Genomic DNA, 17,436 nt, shown 5'->3' with positions numbered 1-17,436 from the left:
CGATTTTTGCGAGCTTCGCGGCCTTGGGGTTTACGATCGGCTGGCGCTAGAGGTAGCCCTCGGCGCGAAAGCTGACCTCGGCCGAGCGCCCGATGACCACGTGATCGTGCAGGGCGATGCCGAGCGCATCCGCGGCGCGCTGCACCTGTGCCGTCATGTCGATATCCGCCTGTGAGGGGGTGGGATCGCCCGAAGGGTGATTGTGGACAAGGATCAGCGCGCTGGCATTGAGATGCAGCGCGCGCTTGACGATCTCGCGCGGATAGACGGGCACGTGATCGACCGTGCCGCGGGCCTGCTCCTCGTCGGCGATCAGGATGTTTTTGCGGTCAAGGTAGAAGACCCGAAACTGCTCTACCTCGCGATGCGCCATGGTGGCCCGGCAATAATCCAGAAGCGCCGCCCAGGACGACATGACCTGCCGCTGCATCACACGCGCGCGGGTGAGGCGGTGCGCGGCCGCCTCGACGATCCGCAATTCGGTGATGACCGCCGCCCCCACGCCGGATATCTCCGACAGCTGGTCCGGCGGCGCCGACAGCACGGAGGCGAAATCGCCGAACCTGTCGAGAAGCGCGCGCGCCAGCGGTTTGACATCGCGCCGCGGGATCGCGCGGAAAAGCACGAGCTCGAGCATCTCGTAATCCGGGACCGCCGCGGCGCCGCCTTCGAGGAAACGGGCACGCAGCCGCTGGCGATGATCGCGAATATAGGAAGGCTGCCGCGTGTCCGTCGACGCTGCGACAGGCACGGCCTCGTCACTGGCAAACAGCGGCAGCGGCCGCTCGGAAAAGGCTGGGGCATCCGTCATGCCCCAACCGTGCCGGAAACGCGTTAGAAAAGGGTTAACGCCTCACGGGATCAGCTTTTCATCGCGTCCCAGAAATCCTTGACCGACGAGAAGAAGCTCTTGCTTTCGGGATTGTTGTCCTCGCTCATCGACTCGAACTCGCGCAGCACTTCCTTCTGCTTGGCGGTCAGATTCACCGGGGTTTCGACGGCCAGTTCGATAAACATGTCGCCGCGCGCGCCGCCGCGCAGCGACGGCATGCCCTTTCCGCGCAGGCGCATCTGGCGGCCCGATTGCGACCCGGCGGGGATCTTGACCTTGCTGCGCCCGCCCTCGATCGTCGGCACCTCGATGTCGCCGCCAAGCGCGGCCTTGGTCATCGACACGGGAACCCGGCAGAAGAGGTTATTGTCCTCACGCTCGAACAGGTCGTGCTTGGCCACGTCGATGAAGATGTAGAGATCGCCGGCCGGCCCGCCGCGCATGCCGGCTTCGCCCTCTCCGGCCAGGCGGATGCGGGTGCCAGTCTCGACACCGGCGGGGATGTTGACCGAAAGCGCACGGTCCTTGTGCACACGGCCCTGACCCTGGCAACTCTTGCAGGGATTCTTGATGATCTGGCCCAGACCGCCGCAGGTCGGGCAGGTCCGCTCGACGGTGAAGAATCCCTGCTGCGCACGAACCTTGCCCATGCCCGAACAGGTCGGGCAGTTGGCGGGCTCTACACCACCTTCGGCGCCGGTGCCGCTGCACGAATCGCAGGGCACGGCGCTTGGTACCTTGATGGTCTTTTGCAATCCGTTGAACGCGTCTTCGAGCGTCACCTGCAGGTTGTACCGCAGATCGGCACCGCGCGCCGCACGCTGGCGTCCGCCACCGCCGCGCGCGCCGCCCATGAAGTCGCCGAAGAGATCGTCGAACACGTCCGAGAAGGCGCTCGCGAAATCGCCCTGCCCGGCACCGCCGCCGAAGCCGCCGGCCCCGGGACGCGCACCGGCCCCGGCGCTCGCACCATTGCCGCCCTCGAAGGCCGCATGCCCGAACCGGTCATAGGCTGCCTTCTTTTCGGGGTCCTTCAGAACGTCGTAGGCCTCGCCCGCCTCCTTGAACTGTCGTTCGGCATCGGGATCATCGCTGTTGCGATCGGGGTGCAGTTCCTTGGCCTTCTTGCGATACGCCTTCTTGATGTCGTCGGCCGAGGCGTTCTTGGACAATCCAAGCACTTCGTAATAGTCACGTTTTGCCATCGGGGATCTCCTTGATGTCGGAGTGACGTGTCCGGCCCGGCGCTAGGGCCGGACCGGACAGTTCCGCGCGAAACGTGCCTCAGGCGCGCTTGTTGTTGTTGCTGTCGTCTAGGTCCTCGAAATCGGCATCGAGGATCTCGTCGTCGGCACCGCCCTGATCATCCCCCGAGGATTGATCGGACGCCTCTTCCTGGCTGGCCTTGTAGATGGCTTCGCCGAGTTTCATCGAGGCCTCGGTGACGTTCTGGATGCCCGAGTTGATCTTCTCGACATCGTCGGTCTCGAGGTTCTCCTTCAGGGCGGAGATCGCAAGCTCGATCGCCTCGACCGTGGACGGATCCACCTTGTCGCCGTAATCCTCGAGCGACTTCTCGGTCGTGTTGATCAGGCTTTCCGCCTGGTTCTTGGCCTCCACGAGCGCACGGCGGGCCTTGTCGGCCTCGGCGTTCTCCTCGGCCTCCTTGACCATCTTCTCGATGTCCTCCTCAGAGAGACCGCCCGACGCCTGGATGGTGATCTTCTGCTCCTTGTTCGTACCCTTGTCCTTGGCCGAAACAGAGACGATGCCGTTGGCGTCGATGTCGAAGGTCACCTCGATCTGCGGCATGCCGCGCGGTGCGGGCGGGATGTCCTCGAGGTTGAACTGGCCAAGCATCTTGTTGTCGGCCGCCATCTCGCGCTCGCCTTGGAAGACGCGGATGGTCACGGCGGACTGGTTGTCCTCGGCGGTCGAGAAGATCTGGCTCTTGTTGGTCGGGATCGTCGTGTTGCGGTCGATCAGGCGGGTGAACACACCGCCCAGCGTCTCGATCCCGAGCGACAGCGGCGTCACGTCGAGCAGCACAACGTCCTTGACATCACCCTGCAGCACGCCGGCCTGAATGGCGGCGCCCATGGCGACGACCTCGTCGGGGTTGACGCCCTTGTGGGGCTCCTTGCCGAAGAACTTCGTGACCTCTTCGGTGACCTTGGGCATGCGCGTCATGCCGCCCACGAGCACCACCTCGTCCACGTCCGAGGCCGAGATGCCGGCATCCTTCAGAGCCGCCTGGCACGGTTTGATCGAGGACTTGATCAGGTCGCTCACGAGGCTTTCGAGCTTGGCACGGGTCAGCTTGACCACCATGTGCAACGGCTGACCGTCCGACCCCATCGAGATGAAGGGCTGGTTGATCTCGGTCTGGCTGGCGCTCGACAACTCGATCTTGGCCTTCTCGGCGGCTTCCTTGAGACGCTGCAGGGCCATCTTGTCCTTCGTCAGATCGACGCCGTTCTCCTTCTTGAACTCGTCGGCAAGGTAGTTGACGATCCGCATGTCGAAATCTTCCCCGCCGAGGAAGGTGTCGCCGTTGGTCGCCTTGACCTCGAACAGGCCGTCGTCGATCTCGAGAATGGTGATGTCGAAGGTACCGCCACCAAGGTCATAGACCGCGATGGTGTGCGTGTCCTTCTTGTCCAGACCGTAGGCGAGCGCGGCCGCCGTCGGCTCGTTGATGATGCGCAGCACTTCAAGCCCGGCGATCTTGCCGGCATCCTTGGTGGCCTGGCGCTGTGCGTCGTTGAAATAGGCCGGCACGGTGATGACCGCCTGCGTCACTTCCTCGCCGAGATAGCTTTCGGCGGTTTCTTTCATCTTGCCGAGGATGAAAGCCGAGATCTGCGACGGGCTGTATGTCTCGCCACGCGCCTTGACCCAAGCGTCGCCATTGCCGCCATCGACGATGGTGAACGGCATGTTCTTGTTGTCCTTCGCGAGATCGCTGTCGTCGTAGCGACGCCCGATCAGGCGCTTGACGCCGAAAATCGTGTTCTCGGGGTTGGTGACCGCCTGCCGCTTGGCAGGCTGGCCGACCAGCCGCTCGTTCTCGGCGAAGGCCACGATCGAGGGCGTGGTGCGCGACCCTTCGGAGTTCTCGATGACGCGCGACTGCGACCCGTCCATGATCGCAACGCAGCTGTTCGTCGTGCCGAGGTCGATACCAATCACTTTGGCCATGTTTTCAGATCCCTTCCAGTTAGGCGATGTTGCGAAGGCCCGACCCGTTACGGCGTCCGGCCCCCGGTTATGACAAACAGATGCGCAATACGTATGCGGCACCTGCCATTCAAGCGCTATATAGGCGGGGGTCTGATGGCCTGCAACCATCGCCAATGGATGGATTTCACCAATTTGTGCCAAAATGGCCGACAGAGTTCGAAAAGGAGAGCATCGATGCCCGATCCGACCCTGACCCTGCGCGGGATCGCCGTGTACAAGGCGTGGCTGTCCGCGGACGCGCAGCGCGACATGGTGGCCGACCTGCGCGGTGTGGTGGCGCAGGCGCCGCTCTTCACGCCGGTGACGCCTTCGGGCAGGAAGATGAGCGTGCGCATGACCTCCGCGGGGCGCTACGGCTGGGTCACCGATCGGCGCGGCTACCGCTACGAGGCCCGTCACCCCGACGGCATGCCTTGGCCCGCGATCCCGCACTCCGTGCTCGACATCTGGCACGCGCTGGCAAGTGCCGCGCGCGCGCCGGATTGCTGTCTGATCAACCACTATACCGGCACGGCGCGCATGGGCCTGCATCAGGATCGTGACGAGGCGGATTTCTCGTGGCCGGTGCTGTCGGTCTCACTGGGCGATGATGCGCTGTTCCGGGTCGGCAACACCACCCGCGGCGGCCCGACAGAATCGATCTGGCTGAATTCTGGCGATGTGCTGGTGATGGGCGGCGCGGCGCGGCTGATCCATCACGGGGTGGACAGGATCCGGCCCGGCACCTCGACGCTGCTGGAAGGCGGCGGCCGGATCAACCTAACCTGCCGGGTGGTCGATTGACGGGCGCGCATGCCGGCGCCCGCTTCTGTTGTCGTCGGGGTGCCGCTTCGCGGATCAGGTCCATTGCCCGATGGCGGTGACTGTCACCTGCGGCGCGGTGCTTTTCGACACCGCCGCGAAGGCCTGCAGCGCACCGCCCAAGGGGTCGCCCGCCACCGTCGAGATCCACAGGCCCGTATCGCCGAGGGCACTGGCGGTCAACGTCGGGACGGTGCCCCCGGCGAAGGGCGCAGGGTAGTTCCAGGCCGTCTGCGTCGCCCCGCGAAAAAGTGCCCCTTCGGCCACGTCCGGTGCGTCGAGCGTCAGGCTGTGCTGGCAGATCTGGGTGCCGTCTGGATAACGCACGTAGCTGCCACCTGCGCCCGACGCCCGCGTGACGTTATGCGTCCCGTTCAGCGCGGACCACGGCCCCCAAACGCCGCCCGCGCGGCTGCGAAAGGACAGTGTCTGTCCATCGCCGGCCACGAAGATCTGCGACACCTCGCCTGCGCCCGCGCGCAGGATCAGGCAGGTTCCCGGGTCCATGGCCCCCGCCGTGGCCCCGGTGACCGCATAGACACCCGACGCGGTGCCCGGCGCATCGAGATCGCCCAGCACAGGCACCGCCTGCCCGCCATCCTGGCCCCAGCCGAAAGCGCCCACGCGCAAAAGCCGCCCCGCGGTGGCATCAATGACCCCCTGCTGCACCGCCGTGCCTGTCGCCAGCCCGCTGGCCGCGTCGAACTGTACCGCGGTCGACCACGCGGCGCCATCGGCGCTGACCTTGATCGCGAAGTCGTCGCCGCCGGCGGTGCCCATCTCTGCCCGGCCACCAAAGCCGGTCTGGAAGAGCAGGCTGGCCGTATCGCCGCCCGTGGCCTTGTTGATCTTGAGCTGATGTCCCGCGCCCTCGTGATTGAAGAGCGTGGCCGCCGAACTTACCGCCAGCCGGTTCACCCCGTCGTAGCTGGCATTGATGCCCACACCGTCGAGACCGTTCAGATCCGGCAGCGTGGTCGCGACCCATGCGCCGCCCGCCTGCCGCAGCACGCGGCCGGTGCTTTTTTCCAGCGCGAGCCAGCCCTCCTGCGGGGCTATGAACCGCCAGACATCGTCGACCAGCCCGGCGAGCATGCCACCCTGCCCCGCCCAGGCCCCCGAGGGTACCGGCCCGAGCGCCCAGATCTCGCCCTCTTGCGGAACCTCGGGCGGGATTACCGCGCCGGTTTCCTCGACCGCCAGTTGCACGACAAGGTCGAGCAGCGCCAGCGCCTCGTTATGGGTGACGTGCTTTTGGGCCTGCGACGGCTGGATGAAGGGCAGTGCAAGGCGCGGGGAGTTGTCGGACATCGGGGCGGCCTCCGGGGCTGTGGCAATCGGAAAGATGCCCGCATCCTCGGCCGCGATCCGTTACCCCGTCCCCAACAGACCGTACGGTGTCCATCCCACCGGCTGCTTCTCACCCGGCGCGCAAACGGTCGAGAAGTCGGCGCATGAAATCATGTCCGGCCTCGAACTGCGCGACGGTGATGTATTCATCCGGCTGATGCGCCTGGGCAATGTCGCCGGGCCCGCAGATCACCGCCGAATAGCCATGGTTCTGGAACTGACCGGCCTCGGTGCCGTAGCTGACCATGTGGTTGCCGTTGTCGCCGGTGATCTGACGCACGAGCGCTGCCGCCGCGCCGTCGCGTTCGGGTTGCAGGCCCGGTACGGCGAATTTCGGCGAGACCTCGATGCGCGTGTCGGGATGGACGGCCTGCATCTCTGCCTCGGCCTCGGCAGCGCGCGCCTTGAACCGCGTGCCCCACTCCTCGGGATCCTCGCCCGGCACGACGCGGAAATCCATGCCAAAGCGGCAGTTCTTCGCGGTGATGTTATGCGCCGTGCCACCGCTGATCGTGCCGACATGCAGCGTGGTCCATGGCGGCGCGAAGCCCGAGGCGACCTCGGACGGCGTGCGTGCGCGGTTCTCGGCGTTGCGGACATTGGCCCAGTCGATCAGCGGCGCCGCCTCCATGATGGCGTTCACGCCGCGATGCATCATCGAACTGTGCACCTCGAATCCGACGACATGCACATCGAAACCGAGGCCCCCCTTCTGTCCCGTGACCACCTGCATCATCGACGGCTCGCCGATGATCGCGATCTCGGCCTTGGGCAGATAGGCCAGCATCTGCTCGATCATCGGCGGGGCGCCGATGCAGCCCACCTCCTCGTCATAGCTGAGCGCCAGTTGCAGGGGCCGTTTGACATCCGCGTGACGCGCCTCGACCAGCGCCCAGATGGCCAGCGCGTCAAAGCCCTTCATGTCGACGCAGCCGCGCCCGTAATACTTGCCGTCACGCTCGGTCACGGTGAACGGGTCCGATGCCCAGGGCTGGCCGTCGACGGGCACCACATCCGTGTGCCCTGACAGCACCACGCCGCCGGCGACCTGTGGCCCGACATGCGCGAAGAGCGCGGCCTTCTCGCCGGTCTCGTCGTAATGGCGATGCGCGGTGATGCCGTGGCTGCCGAGATACTCCTCGACCCAGTCGACCAGCGGCAGATTGCTGTCGCGGCTGACCGTCGGGAGTCCGACGAGACGACTCATGATCTCGAACGGCGTCAGTCTGTGGGGCATGGTCAATATCCGCTTTCCGAGGTCAGCACGAAATGACCGGGATCCACTTCCTTGTAGACGGGCGGTTCGGGCTCGTAATCGACCGGATGGATGGGTGACGGGATCGGCTTGAAATTCAGGTCCTTCTCGGCCTTGCGCTGACGAGGATCGGCGATGGGTACGGCGGTCAGCAGCGCCTGGGTGTAGGGGTGCTGAGGGTTCTCGAACACCGCGGCGCGCGGGCCCCGCTCGACGATCCGGCCCAGATACATCACGCCAACATCGTGGCTGACGCGCTCGACCACCGCCATGTCGTGGCTGATGAACAGATAGCTGAGCCCCAGATCGACCTGCAATTCCAGCATCAGGTTGAGCACCTGTGCCTGCACGCTGACATCCAGCGCGCTGACGGCCTCGTCCGAGACGATCAGCTTGGGGTTCAGCGCCAGCGCCCGGGCGATCGCCACCCGCTGCCGCTGGCCGCCTGACAATTCGTGCGGAAAGCGCCGCAGGAACGAACGCGGCAATTCCACCCTGTCGAACAGCATCGCGACGCGGTCCTCCATCTCGGACTTGGTGGCGAGGCCGTAATTGCGCATCGGTTCCGACACCTGGTCGGCCAGCTTCATCTGCGGATTGAGCGAGGCGAAGGGATCCTGGAAGATCATCTGCATGTCGACACGCGCGCGGCGCAGATCGCGGCCCTTCAATGCCATGATATCGGTGCCGCCCAGCACGACGTGACCCGCCATCGGCTCGACCAGCCGCAGGATGGATCGCCCGGCAGTAGACTTGCCGCAGCCCGACTCGCCGACGAGGCTGAGCGTGCGCCCGCGGTCGAGATCGAAGGACAGGTCCTCGACGGCGTGGACATTCGCCACCGTACGGCGCAGGAAGCCGCCCTTGACCGGAAACCGCGTCGTCAGGCCGCTGACATGCAGCAGCCTCTCGTCATGGCCCTTGATCGGCACGATCTCGTGCGCGTCCGAGCCCAGCAGGCGCATCGGCTCGGGGTATGCCTTGCCGCGCATCTCGCCCAGCTTCGGGACCGCCGCCAGCAACGCGCGGGTATAGTCATGCGTGGGTGCCTCGAATATCTGCTCGACCGGGCCTTCCTCTACCTTGTTGCCGCGAAACATCACAACGACGCGGTCGGCGACCTGTGCGACGACGGCCATGTCATGGGTGATGAACACCACTGCCGTCCCGGTCTCGCGCTTCAGCCGGTCGATCAGCGCGAGGATTTCGGCCTGGATGGTCACGTCGAGCGCGGTTGTCGGCTCGTCGGCGATCAGCAGGCGGGGCTTGCAGGCCAGTGCCATGGCGATCACCACACGCTGGCGCATGCCGCCCGACAGCTCATGGGGGTACTGATCCAGCCGGCGTTCGGGCTCGGGGATGCGCACCTCGCGCAAAAGATCCAGCGCCCGGGCGCGGGCCTGCTTGCGGTCCATTCCGCGATGCACCTGCAAGCCTTCGGATAGCTGCCGCCCGATGGTGAAGACCGGGTTGAGCGCGGTCATAGGCTCCTGGAAGATCATCCCGATCTCGTTGCCGCGGATGGACCGCATCAGGCCCTGATCGGTCTGCGCGAGGTCCATCTCGCCGCCGCCGTTGCGGTCGAACAGCAGCCGCCCTCCGGCGATGGTGCCGCCGCCATACTCCACCAGCCGCATCAGCGACAGCGACGCCACCGATTTGCCCGAGCCCGATTCGCCGACGATGCAGACGGTCTCGCCCGCGTTGATCTCGAACGAGACATCCTCGACGCCCACCACGGTGCCGTCCTTGGTCTCGAACTCGACCCGAAGGTTCTCGATCCGGGCAATCGGCGTGTCCAGCATGCGGGGGCGGCCTTTTCTCGTCGGTGACGCGCGATGCTGAAACGCTACGCAGTTTGCATCAACCATGTCAAACGCCGGCCCGCCGATCCCGCGCGATTCGGGAAAACATTGCGCACGCCCCCTTGCGTTTTGCGCCAAATCCGGTCTGACTTGATGGTGCCCAGGCAAGGTGCGCACGGGGCAAGCACACCCGTCGCGCCGGATCCGCGGCGGAGCACGACCGGGGCAAACCCGGCGCAACGATGATCGAGATGGCCGATCCAGAGCTGTCCAACACCGGAGGACCGAAATCCAATGACCTTGAAATCCCTGCTTCTCGGGGCGACCGCCGCGTCGGGCGTTGCCCTGGTGGCTCAGGCGGCACAGGCGGAACGCGGTGCCGATGGCCATGTGAACGTGATCTACTGGCAGGCGCCGTCGATCATGACCCCTTACCTGTCGGGCGGCACGAAGGAAGTCGAGGCGGCGAGCCTCGTGCTCGAGCCGCTGGCGCGCTACAACCAGAACGGCAATCGGGTACCCTATCTCGCGACCGGGATCCCTACGCTCGAGAATGGTGGCGTGTCCGAAGACCTGACCTCGATCACCTGGTCGATCAAGCCGGACCTGCAATGGTCCGACGGCACGCCCTTCACGGCGACGGATGTCAAGTTCACCGCCGATTACTGCATGAACCCCGAAGGCGGATGCGCGCAGCTTGCCAAGTTCGAGGGTGTCGAGTCGGTCGAGGTGATCGACGACCTCACCGTCCGGGTCAATTTCTCGCAGCCTACCCCCAATCCCTACGGCCCCTTCGTGGGCGGACAATCCCCGATCATCCAGGCCGCGCAATTCGAGAATTGCACCGGGGCGCGCGCCTCGGAATGCGCCGAAGAGAACTTCAACCCGATCGGCACCGGTCCCTTCAAGGTCGACGAGTTCCGGCCCAATGACGTGATCTCGCTGTCGGCCAACCCCAATTACCGCGAGCCCGACAAGCCCGCCTTCGCCACGATGACCTTCAAGGGCGGCGGCGATGCCATCTCGGCCGGCCGCGCGGTGCTGGAAACCGGCGAGTTCGACTATGCGTGGAACCTGCAGCTTGCCCCCGACGTGATCGCGCGGATGGAAGAGGCGGGCGAGGGCGAGGCGCTGCCGGCCTTCGGCACGCTGGTCGAGCGGATCGAGGTGAACCTGACCGACCCCTCGCCCGACCTGCCCGAGGGCGAGCGCGCAACCAAGGCGCATCCGCACCCGTTCCTGACCGACCCGGCGGTGCGCAAGGCGCTCAGCATGGCGGTCGACCGGGTCCTGCTGACCGAGATCGGCTACGGCAAGGCGGGCCGGCCGACCTGCGACTGGGTGCCCGGGCCCGATGTCTACGCCGCGAACAATACGCATTGCATGGAACAGGATATCGAGGGCGCCAACGCGCTGCTCGATGGCGCGGGCTGGATCGACAGCGATGGCGACGGCGTGCGCGACAAGGACGGGGTCGAGCTGTCGCTGCTGTTCCAGACCTCGACCAACGCGGTGCGTCAGGATTTCCAAGCGCTGATCAAGCAGTGGTGGGGCCAGATCGGCGTCGAGACAGAACTGCGCAACATCTCGGCGAGCGTTTTCTTCGGCGGCGATCCGGGCAGCCCGGACACCTTCCAGAAGTTCTATGCGGATGTCGAGATGTACGCGAACCTATTCGACGGCACCGACCCGCAGAACTATCTCGCCTCGCGCACCTGCGACAAGGCCCCGCGGCCCGAAACGCAGTGGCAGGGCGAGAACATCAACCGCTATTGCGACGAGGAGTACGACGCTCTGGTCCGCGAGCTTGGCCGCACTGCAGAGCTTGAAAAGCGCGCCGAGATCGCCATCGAGCTCAACAACATGATCACTCGCGACGCCAACGTGATCATTCCGCTGGTGCATCGCGGCCGGGTCTCGGCGAAGTCCAACACGCTGGGCGGCGTGATCCTGAACGTCTGGGACACCGAGATGTGGAACGCCGCCGACTGGTACCGCATCGAGGAGTGACCCGGGGCGCTCGGGTCGAGGGGCCGGGCCATCGTCCGGCCTCCACTGCCATCCTAGCCATGCAAAGGCGCCGCGCATGCTGACCTACACGATCCGACGGCTCGTCCTGTCGATCCCGACGCTGCTGTTCATCAGTCTCGTGATCTTCCTGCTGCTGGAACTCGCCCCCGGCGATCCGATGGCACAGGTGCCGCTGACGGTGCCGCCCGACGTCAAGGAACTGATGCGCGAGTCGCTGGGCCTCGGCGAGCCGACGCATGTCCGCTTCGGCAAGTGGCTGTGGCAGTTCTTCGTGGTCGAGCCGATGATCCTGATCGATCACCTTTTCGGCACCGCCCTGGCCGAGGGTCAGCAGCGCGTGCTCAGCTGGCAGTTCCGGTCGCCGGTGATGGACGTGATCGTGCAGCGCATGCCCCAGACGCTATGGGTGGTCGCCATGTCCTACGTGGTGGGCATCCTGATCGCGCTGCCGATCGGCATCTATTCGGCCTACCGGCAATATTCGGTCTTCGACCAGGTCGGCACCTTCGTCACAATGGTGGGCTATTCGGTGCCGCCGTTCTTTTCGGGTGTGCTGGTGATCGTCATCTTCTCGGTTGAACTGGGCTGGCTGCCGTCGATCTACGACACCACACTCGAGGTCGTCGACTGGGACACGTTCAAGCAGCAGATCCTGCAAATGGTCATGCCGGTGATGGTGCTGGCGCTGCAGACCACGGCGCAGATCAGCCGCTTCATGCGCGCCTCGATGCTCGACAACCTCAACCAGGATTACGTCCGCACCGCCCGCGCCAAGGGGTTGTCGGAATGGGCGGTCGTCATGGTGCATGTGCTGCGCAACTCGATGATCCCGGTGGTGACGGTGATCGCGCTCGGTGTTCCTTATATTTTCGGGGGCGCGATCATCACCGAGCAGATCTTCAAGGTGAACGGGCTGGGCCAGCTCCTGATCACCGCGATCCAGGCCAATGACCTGCCGATGGTGCAGACCGTGACCTTCATGATCGCCGTGCTGATCGTGCTTTTCAACATCGTCGCCGACGTGCTTTACGGCGTGCTCGACCCGAGGATCCGCTATGACTGACCCTGCCGATCCCAAGCCGATCGCGGCCCTCGCCGACGAGGGCCCCACCACGCCGCCGCGCAGCCATTGGCGCGATGTCTGGGACCAGTTCAAGACGCATCGCGGCGCGCTGGCGGGAATGCTGGTGCTGCTGTTCATCATCCTCGCGGTATTCCTCGGCCCGTATGTCTGGCCCTATGACGCAACCTTCATCGACATCCGCGCGCGCAACCAGGGCCCGAGCCTCGCGCATCCCTTCGGCACGGACCAGTTGGGTCGCGACACACTGGCGCGGATGCTGGCCGGCGGACAGACCTCGATTTCGGTGGGGCTGACGGCGATGCTGCTGGCGCTGGTGCTCGGCTCGCTGATCGGCGTGCTCGCGGGCTTCTTTCGCTGGCTCGACGGACCGCTGATGCGGCTGACGGATCTCTTCCTGTCGCTGCCGCTGCTGCCGCTGCTGCTGGTGATGGTGCTTTTGTTCCGCGAGGCGCTGAACGGGATCTTCGGCCCCGAAATGGGGATCTTCATCCTCATCGTCGTGGCCATCGGCGCGACAAGCTGGATGCCCACGGCGCGGATCGTGCGCGGCGACGTGCTGGCGCTGAAAGAACGCGAATTCATCCTCGCCGCGCGCTCGATCGGGACGACGAATTTCAACCTCATCACCCGGCATATCCTGCCCAACGTGATGTCGCCGATCATGGTCTCGGCCACGCTGGGGATCGCCAACGCGATCATCACCGAAAGCGCCTTGTCCTTCCTCGGCCTCGGCTTCCCGCCGGATTTCCCGACCTGGGGGCGGCTTCTCAACGATGCCACGCAATACCTGACCGAGTATCCCGAACGCGTGTTCTGGCCCGGCCTCGCGATCTCGCTCACAGTGCTGTCGATCAACTACATGGGCGACGGCATGCGTGACGCCCTCGACCCGCGCATCCGCGGCCGCTGAGGAGCGTTCGGCGCTCCGGGGTCCGAAAACCAAGCTGGACGCCCCGCGCACGGCGCTTTAAGTTGCGGACCAGACGCGACCACAAAAGGCGGCCCACATGTCCGACAGCGACCCGTCCGGCTACCAGGTGCTGGCCCGGAAATACCGGCCCGAGACCTTTGCCGACCTCGTCGGACAGGACGCCATGGTGCGCACCCTCAAAAACGCGTTCAAGGCGGACCGGATCGCGCAGGCTTTCATCATGACCGGCATTCGCGGCACCGGCAAGACCACGACCGCGCGGATCATCGCCAAGGGGATGAACTGCATCGGGCCCGACGGCACGGGTGTGCCGACCACCGATCCCTGCGGGGTGTGCGAGCATTGCACTGCAATCATGGAAGGCCGCCATGTCGACGTGATGGAGATGGACGCGGCCTCGAACACCGGGGTCGGCAATATCCGCGAGATCATCGACTCGGTGCATTACCGGGCGGCGTCGGCACGGTACAAGGTCTACATCATTGACGAGGTGCACATGCTTTCGACCGGCGCGTTCAACGCGCTGCTGAAAACGCTCGAAGAGCCGCCAGCGCATGTGAAATTCATCTTCGCCACCACCGAGATCCGCAAGGTCCCTGTCACCGTGCTGTCGCGCTGCCAGCGCTTCGATCTGCGCCGGATCGAGCCTGAGATGATGATCGACCTGCTGCGCCGCATCGCCGACCGGGAGGACGCGCAGATCAGCGACGATGCGCTTGCCATGATCACCCGCGCCGCCGAAGGCTCGGCCCGCGACGCGACCTCGCTGCTTGACCAGGCGATCAGCCATGGCGCCGGCGAAACCACGCCCGATCAGGTGCGCGCCATGCTTGGGCTGGCGGATCGTGGCCGGGTGCTGGATCTCTTTGACATGATCATGAAAGGTGACGCCGCGGGCGCGCTGTCAGAGCTTGGCGCGCAATATGCCGAAGGTGCCGATCCGCTGGCGGTGCTGCGCGACCTGTCGGAGATCACGCACTGGATTTCCGTGGTCAAGATCACGCCCGACGCCGCCGAGGACCCGACGATCGGCCCGGACGAGCGCGCCCGCGGCCTCGGCATGGCCGAGGCGCTGCCGATGCGCGTGCTGACCCGCATGTGGCAGATGCTGCTGAAGGCGCTAGACGAGGTGGCCGAAGCCCCGAATGCCATGATGGCGGCCGAGATGGCGATCATCCGGCTGACTCATGTGGCCGACCTGCCCACGCCCGAGGATCTCGTGCGTCGCTTGCAGGACGCCCCGCCGCCCGGTCCCGGCGGAGGTGCGGTCGTGCAGGCGGGGGCACGGTCCGAAAACACCGCAACGCAGGCCGACGCCCTGCCCCGACCGACCCATGCGGCGTCTCCGGGGCCGCGTGCAAGCGGCTCGGGCCAGGTCACCGCCATTGCCGCCGAGGACGAGAACGCCCTCGCGCGCTATCCGACCTTCGACCATGTGCTGGAGCTCATCCGCGCCAATCGCGATGCCAAGCTGCTGATCGAGGTCGAGGGCTGCGTGCGCCTTGCCGCTTACCGGCCCGGCCGGATCGAATTCACGCCCACAGCCGACGCGCCCTCGGATCTCGCGCAGCGCTTGGGCAGCGCGCTACAGCGCTGGACGGGCAATCGCTGGACCGTGACGCTCGTGAATTCTGCCACCGCGCCCACCATGCGCGAGGCCCGCGAGGCCGAGGAAGACGCCCTCGAAACCGAGGCGCGCGCGCATCCGCTGGTGGATGCCGTCTTCGAGGCCTTTCCCAAGGCCCGCATCACAGAGATCAAGACCCCGCAGGACATCACCGCCAAGGTCGAGGCCGACGCCCTGCCCGAGGTCGAGGATGAATGGGACCCGTTCGAAGACGACTGAACACACCGCTTGCCTGTCGCCTTTCGCGCACCGATATGATTAGAAACGGTACACAGTCTTTCGGCCCGCGGCGACACGGGCCTCGATCCAGAGGAGATAGCACGATGTTCAAGGGTTTGGGCCAGATGGGCGACATGGCGAAAATGATGAAATCCGCGCAGGAAATGCAGCAGAAGATGGCCGACCTGCAGGAAGAGCTGAAAACCATCATGGTCGAGGGTGAAAGCGGCGCCGGCCTCGTCAAGGCGACCTGCAGCGCCAAGGGCGAACTCAAGGGAATCGACATCGACCCGTCGATCTTCAACTCAGAGGACAAGGAGGTCGCCGAGGACCTGATCCTCGCCGCGATCAAGGACGCACAGGCCAAGGCGTCGCAGCGCGCGCAGGACGAAATGGGCAAACTGACCGAGGCCATGGGCCTGCCCAAGGACATGAAGCTGCCCTTCTGAGCCCGGTTTGATCTTGCTCCAAATACTCTCGCCGAAGGCGTCCTTGCCCCGCCACCGGACCGGACGGTTCCGTTGAACAGCACCCGTGACATCGACGCCCTGATCGACATGATGGCCCGCCTGCCCGGGCTCGGCCCGCGCTCGGCCCGGCGCGCGGTGTTGCACATGATCCGCAAGCGATCGGTCCTGTTGGCGCCACTGGCCGACCACATGCGGAAGGTCGCGGAAACCGCCTGCGAATGCGCGGTCTGCGGCAATATCGGCACGTCCGAGATCTGCGACATCTGCGCCGATCCGAAACGCGCCACCGGCCAGATCTGCGTGGTCGAGGATGTCGCAGACCTCTGGGCGATGGAGCGCGGGCGCGCCTTCAAGGGGCGCTACCACGTGCTGGGCGGCACGTTGTCGGCGCTCGACCAGATCGGGCCGGAAACGCTGCGCATCCCGCAGCTCGTGGACCGGGTGACGTCGGAGGAGGTCGGCGAAGTGATCCTCGCGCTCAACGCCACGGTCGATGGCCAGACGACCGCGCATTACATCGCCGACCAGCTTGACGGGCGCGTGCGGCTGACCTCGCTGGCCCAAGGTGTGCCCATCGGCGGAGAACTCGATTATCTCGATGATGGCACGATCAGCGCGGCCCTGTCGGCCCGCAAGGCGCTTTGACGGGGCTCAGCCCCGCTCGACCAGCACCGACCCCACGGAATAGCCCGCGCCGAACGAGCAGATCATGCCCCGGTCACCCGGTTGCAGATCGTCCGAATACTGCGAGAACGCGATGATCGATCCGGCCGAGGACGTGTTGGCGTAATCCTGCAAGATGTTGGGCTGCTCGTGCCGCTCTGGCACGCGACCCATGACCTTGCGCCCGATGAAATCGTTCATCGCCTTGTTCGCCTGGTGCAGCCAAAGCCGGCGCAGGGCCTGGGGCGCGACGCCCTCATCGTCGAGATGGCCAAGAATATGCGCCGAGACCAGCGGCAGCACCTCCTTGAACACGCGGCGCCCGTCCTGCACGAACTGCATGTCGCGCCGGTCGGCCAGGCCACCCGGCCGGCTGCGGCGCAGGAACCCGTTATTGTTGCGAATGTTGTTCGAGAATTTCGTGGCGCAGCGCGTCGATTTCACGAGGAAATGCGCGCCCTTGGCTTCCTCGGCGGGTTCGATCACCACGGCGGTGCACACGTCCCCGAAAATGAAGTGGCAATCCCTGTCGCGCCATTCGAGATGCCCCGAACATATCTCGGGGCTGACCACCAAGGCGCGGCGCGCGCTGCCGGACCGGATCATGTCCGCCGCGGCCTGGATCCCGAACGTGGCCGAGGAACAGGCGACATTCATGTCGAAGGCGAAGCCACCCGCCCCCAAGAACGACTGTATCTCGATCGCGATCGCCGGATAGGGCCGTTCGTGGTTGGACGCGGCGCAGATGACAAGGTCGATCTCCGCCGCCTCACGATCCGCCATCTTCAGCGCCTTCGCGCAGGCATCGAGCGCCATTTCCGCCATGATCCCCGGCTCGTCATTGCCGCGCTCCCGCAGGCGCGGATACATCACTTCGGGATCGAGGATGCCTGTCTTTTCCATCACATGGCGCTGCTCGATCCCCGAGGCCCCGACGATGAACTCCGATGACGACGGCGCCTTCGCATCGATCCGGCCAGCCTCGATCTCGGCAGCGTTGCGCGCGTTGAAGCGCGCCGCGTAGGCGTTGAACGCCTCGACCAGTTCAGCGTTTGTGATCACCTCTGGCGGGGTGAACACACCTGACCCGGTTATCGCGGGCTGACCCATCCCTGTTCTCCTTGC

Annotated in this window: 13 protein-coding genes and 1 pseudogene; 7 read left to right on the top strand and 7 right to left on the bottom strand. The window is 65.5% G+C overall.

Features of this window, described 5'->3' with window-relative positions:
- Positions 1-46: 46 nt before the first annotated feature.
- The 3 genes from radC to dnaK all read right to left on the bottom strand — a co-directional run bounded on the left by radC (position 47) and on the right by dnaK (position 4,033).
- A complete protein-coding gene (gene radC / locus V8324_RS03930; protein ID WP_336418616.1) occupies positions 47-811 on the bottom strand; it encodes a RadC family protein in 765 nt (254 codons plus the stop codon).
- Positions 812-861: 50 nt separating this feature from the next.
- Positions 862-2,037: a molecular chaperone DnaJ gene (gene dnaJ, locus V8324_RS03925; RefSeq protein WP_336418615.1), complete on the bottom strand. Its 1,176-nt coding sequence runs from the start codon at positions 2,035-2,037 to the stop codon at positions 862-864.
- A gap of 79 nt (positions 2,038-2,116) precedes the next feature.
- Positions 2,117-4,033, bottom strand: a complete 1,917-nt coding sequence (gene dnaK, locus V8324_RS03920) for a molecular chaperone DnaK (RefSeq protein ID WP_336418614.1) — start codon at positions 4,031-4,033, stop codon at positions 2,117-2,119.
- A gap of 216 nt (positions 4,034-4,249) precedes the next feature.
- Between dnaK and V8324_RS03915 the strand changes: the two genes are divergently transcribed.
- Positions 4,250-4,858 carry an alpha-ketoglutarate-dependent dioxygenase AlkB family protein gene (locus V8324_RS03915; protein WP_336418613.1) on the top strand — a complete coding sequence of 203 codons (609 nt, stop codon included), beginning with the start codon at positions 4,250-4,252 and terminating at the stop codon, positions 4,856-4,858.
- A gap of 1,011 nt (positions 4,859-5,869) precedes the next feature.
- Here the strand turns inward: V8324_RS03915 and V8324_RS22330 are convergent.
- The 3 genes and pseudogenes from V8324_RS22330 to V8324_RS03900 form a co-directional block, all read right to left on the bottom strand.
- Positions 5,870-6,187: pseudogene (locus V8324_RS22330) on the bottom strand (DUF2793 domain-containing protein); the annotation flags it as partial.
- Between the two features lie 109 nt (positions 6,188-6,296).
- A complete protein-coding gene (argE, locus tag V8324_RS03905) occupies positions 6,297-7,463 on the bottom strand; it encodes an acetylornithine deacetylase (protein WP_336418611.1) in 1,167 nt (388 codons plus the stop codon).
- A 2-nt stretch (positions 7,464-7,465) separates the two neighbouring features.
- Positions 7,466-9,286 carry an ABC transporter ATP-binding protein gene (locus tag V8324_RS03900; RefSeq protein ID WP_336418610.1) on the bottom strand — a complete coding sequence of 607 codons (1,821 nt, stop codon included), beginning with the start codon at positions 9,284-9,286 and terminating at the stop codon, positions 7,466-7,468.
- Between the two features lie 294 nt (positions 9,287-9,580).
- Between V8324_RS03900 and V8324_RS03895 the strand changes: the two genes are divergently transcribed.
- From V8324_RS03895 to recR, 6 genes are all read left to right on the top strand, one after another.
- Entirely contained in the window at positions 9,581-11,296 is a 1,716-nt protein-coding gene (locus V8324_RS03895) for a peptide ABC transporter substrate-binding protein (RefSeq protein WP_336418609.1), read from the top strand.
- Between the two features lie 76 nt (positions 11,297-11,372).
- Positions 11,373-12,380, top strand: coding sequence for an ABC transporter permease (locus tag V8324_RS03890; protein WP_336418608.1), 1,008 nt, complete (start codon positions 11,373-11,375; stop codon positions 12,378-12,380).
- Positions 12,373-13,311 (top strand): ABC transporter permease, encoded by a 939-nt coding sequence (locus tag V8324_RS03885; RefSeq protein ID WP_336418607.1) that lies wholly within the window; start codon positions 12,373-12,375, stop codon positions 13,309-13,311. Before V8324_RS03890 ends, V8324_RS03885 begins: the two co-directional genes overlap by 8 nt.
- Before the next feature lie 97 nt (positions 13,312-13,408).
- The gene (locus V8324_RS03880) at positions 13,409-15,178 is read left to right on the top strand and encodes a DNA polymerase III subunit gamma/tau (protein WP_442970463.1); all 1,770 of its coding nucleotides are present in this window, start codon (positions 13,409-13,411) and stop codon (positions 15,176-15,178) included.
- 104 nt (positions 15,179-15,282) lie between these two features.
- Positions 15,283-15,627, top strand: a complete 345-nt coding sequence (locus V8324_RS03875) for a YbaB/EbfC family nucleoid-associated protein (RefSeq protein WP_336418606.1) — start codon at positions 15,283-15,285, stop codon at positions 15,625-15,627.
- A gap of 72 nt (positions 15,628-15,699) precedes the next feature.
- Positions 15,700-16,293 (top strand): recombination mediator RecR, encoded by a 594-nt coding sequence (gene recR / locus V8324_RS03870; RefSeq protein ID WP_336418605.1) that lies wholly within the window; start codon positions 15,700-15,702, stop codon positions 16,291-16,293.
- 6 nt (positions 16,294-16,299) lie between these two features.
- Here the strand turns inward: recR and V8324_RS03865 are convergent, their stop codons facing one another.
- Positions 16,300-17,421, bottom strand: a complete 1,122-nt coding sequence (locus V8324_RS03865) for a beta-ketoacyl-ACP synthase III (RefSeq protein WP_336418604.1) — start codon at positions 17,419-17,421, stop codon at positions 16,300-16,302.
- Between the last annotated feature and the right edge of the window lie 15 nt (positions 17,422-17,436).

Origin of the sequence: Roseovarius sp. D22-M7, from assembly GCF_037083785.1 — a bacterium.
Classification (GTDB): domain Bacteria; phylum Pseudomonadota; class Alphaproteobacteria; order Rhodobacterales; family Rhodobacteraceae; genus Roseovarius.
This window is presented reverse-complemented; position numbering and strand designations above follow the sequence as displayed.

Bases quoted from the DNA above. Each gene is read 5' to 3' on its own strand.
- dnaJ (WP_336418615.1), bottom strand. From the start codon at position 2,037: ATGGCAAAACGTGACTATTACGAAGTGCTTGGATTGTCCAAGAACGCC.
- V8324_RS03880 (WP_442970463.1), top strand. From the start codon at position 13,409: ATGTCCGACAGCGACCCGTCCGGCTACCAGGTGCTGGCCCGGAAATAC.
- radC (WP_336418616.1), bottom strand. From the start codon at position 811: ATGACGGATGCCCCAGCCTTTTCCGAGCGGCCGCTGCCGCTGTTTGCC.
- V8324_RS03875 (WP_336418606.1), top strand. From the start codon at position 15,283: ATGTTCAAGGGTTTGGGCCAGATGGGCGACATGGCGAAAATGATGAAA.
- V8324_RS03865 (WP_336418604.1), bottom strand. From the start codon at position 17,421: ATGGGTCAGCCCGCGATAACCGGGTCAGGTGTGTTCACCCCGCCAGAG.
- V8324_RS03890 (WP_336418608.1), top strand. From the start codon at position 11,373: ATGCTGACCTACACGATCCGACGGCTCGTCCTGTCGATCCCGACGCTG.
- dnaK (WP_336418614.1), bottom strand. From the start codon at position 4,033: ATGGCCAAAGTGATTGGTATCGACCTCGGCACGACGAACAGCTGCGTT.
- V8324_RS03900 (WP_336418610.1), bottom strand. From the start codon at position 9,286: ATGCTGGACACGCCGATTGCCCGGATCGAGAACCTTCGGGTCGAGTTC.
- V8324_RS03885 (WP_336418607.1), top strand. From the start codon at position 12,373: ATGACTGACCCTGCCGATCCCAAGCCGATCGCGGCCCTCGCCGACGAG.
- V8324_RS03915 (WP_336418613.1), top strand. From the start codon at position 4,250: ATGCCCGATCCGACCCTGACCCTGCGCGGGATCGCCGTGTACAAGGCG.
- V8324_RS03895 (WP_336418609.1), top strand. From the start codon at position 9,581: ATGACCTTGAAATCCCTGCTTCTCGGGGCGACCGCCGCGTCGGGCGTT.
- argE (WP_336418611.1), bottom strand. From the start codon at position 7,463: ATGCCCCACAGACTGACGCCGTTCGAGATCATGAGTCGTCTCGTCGGA.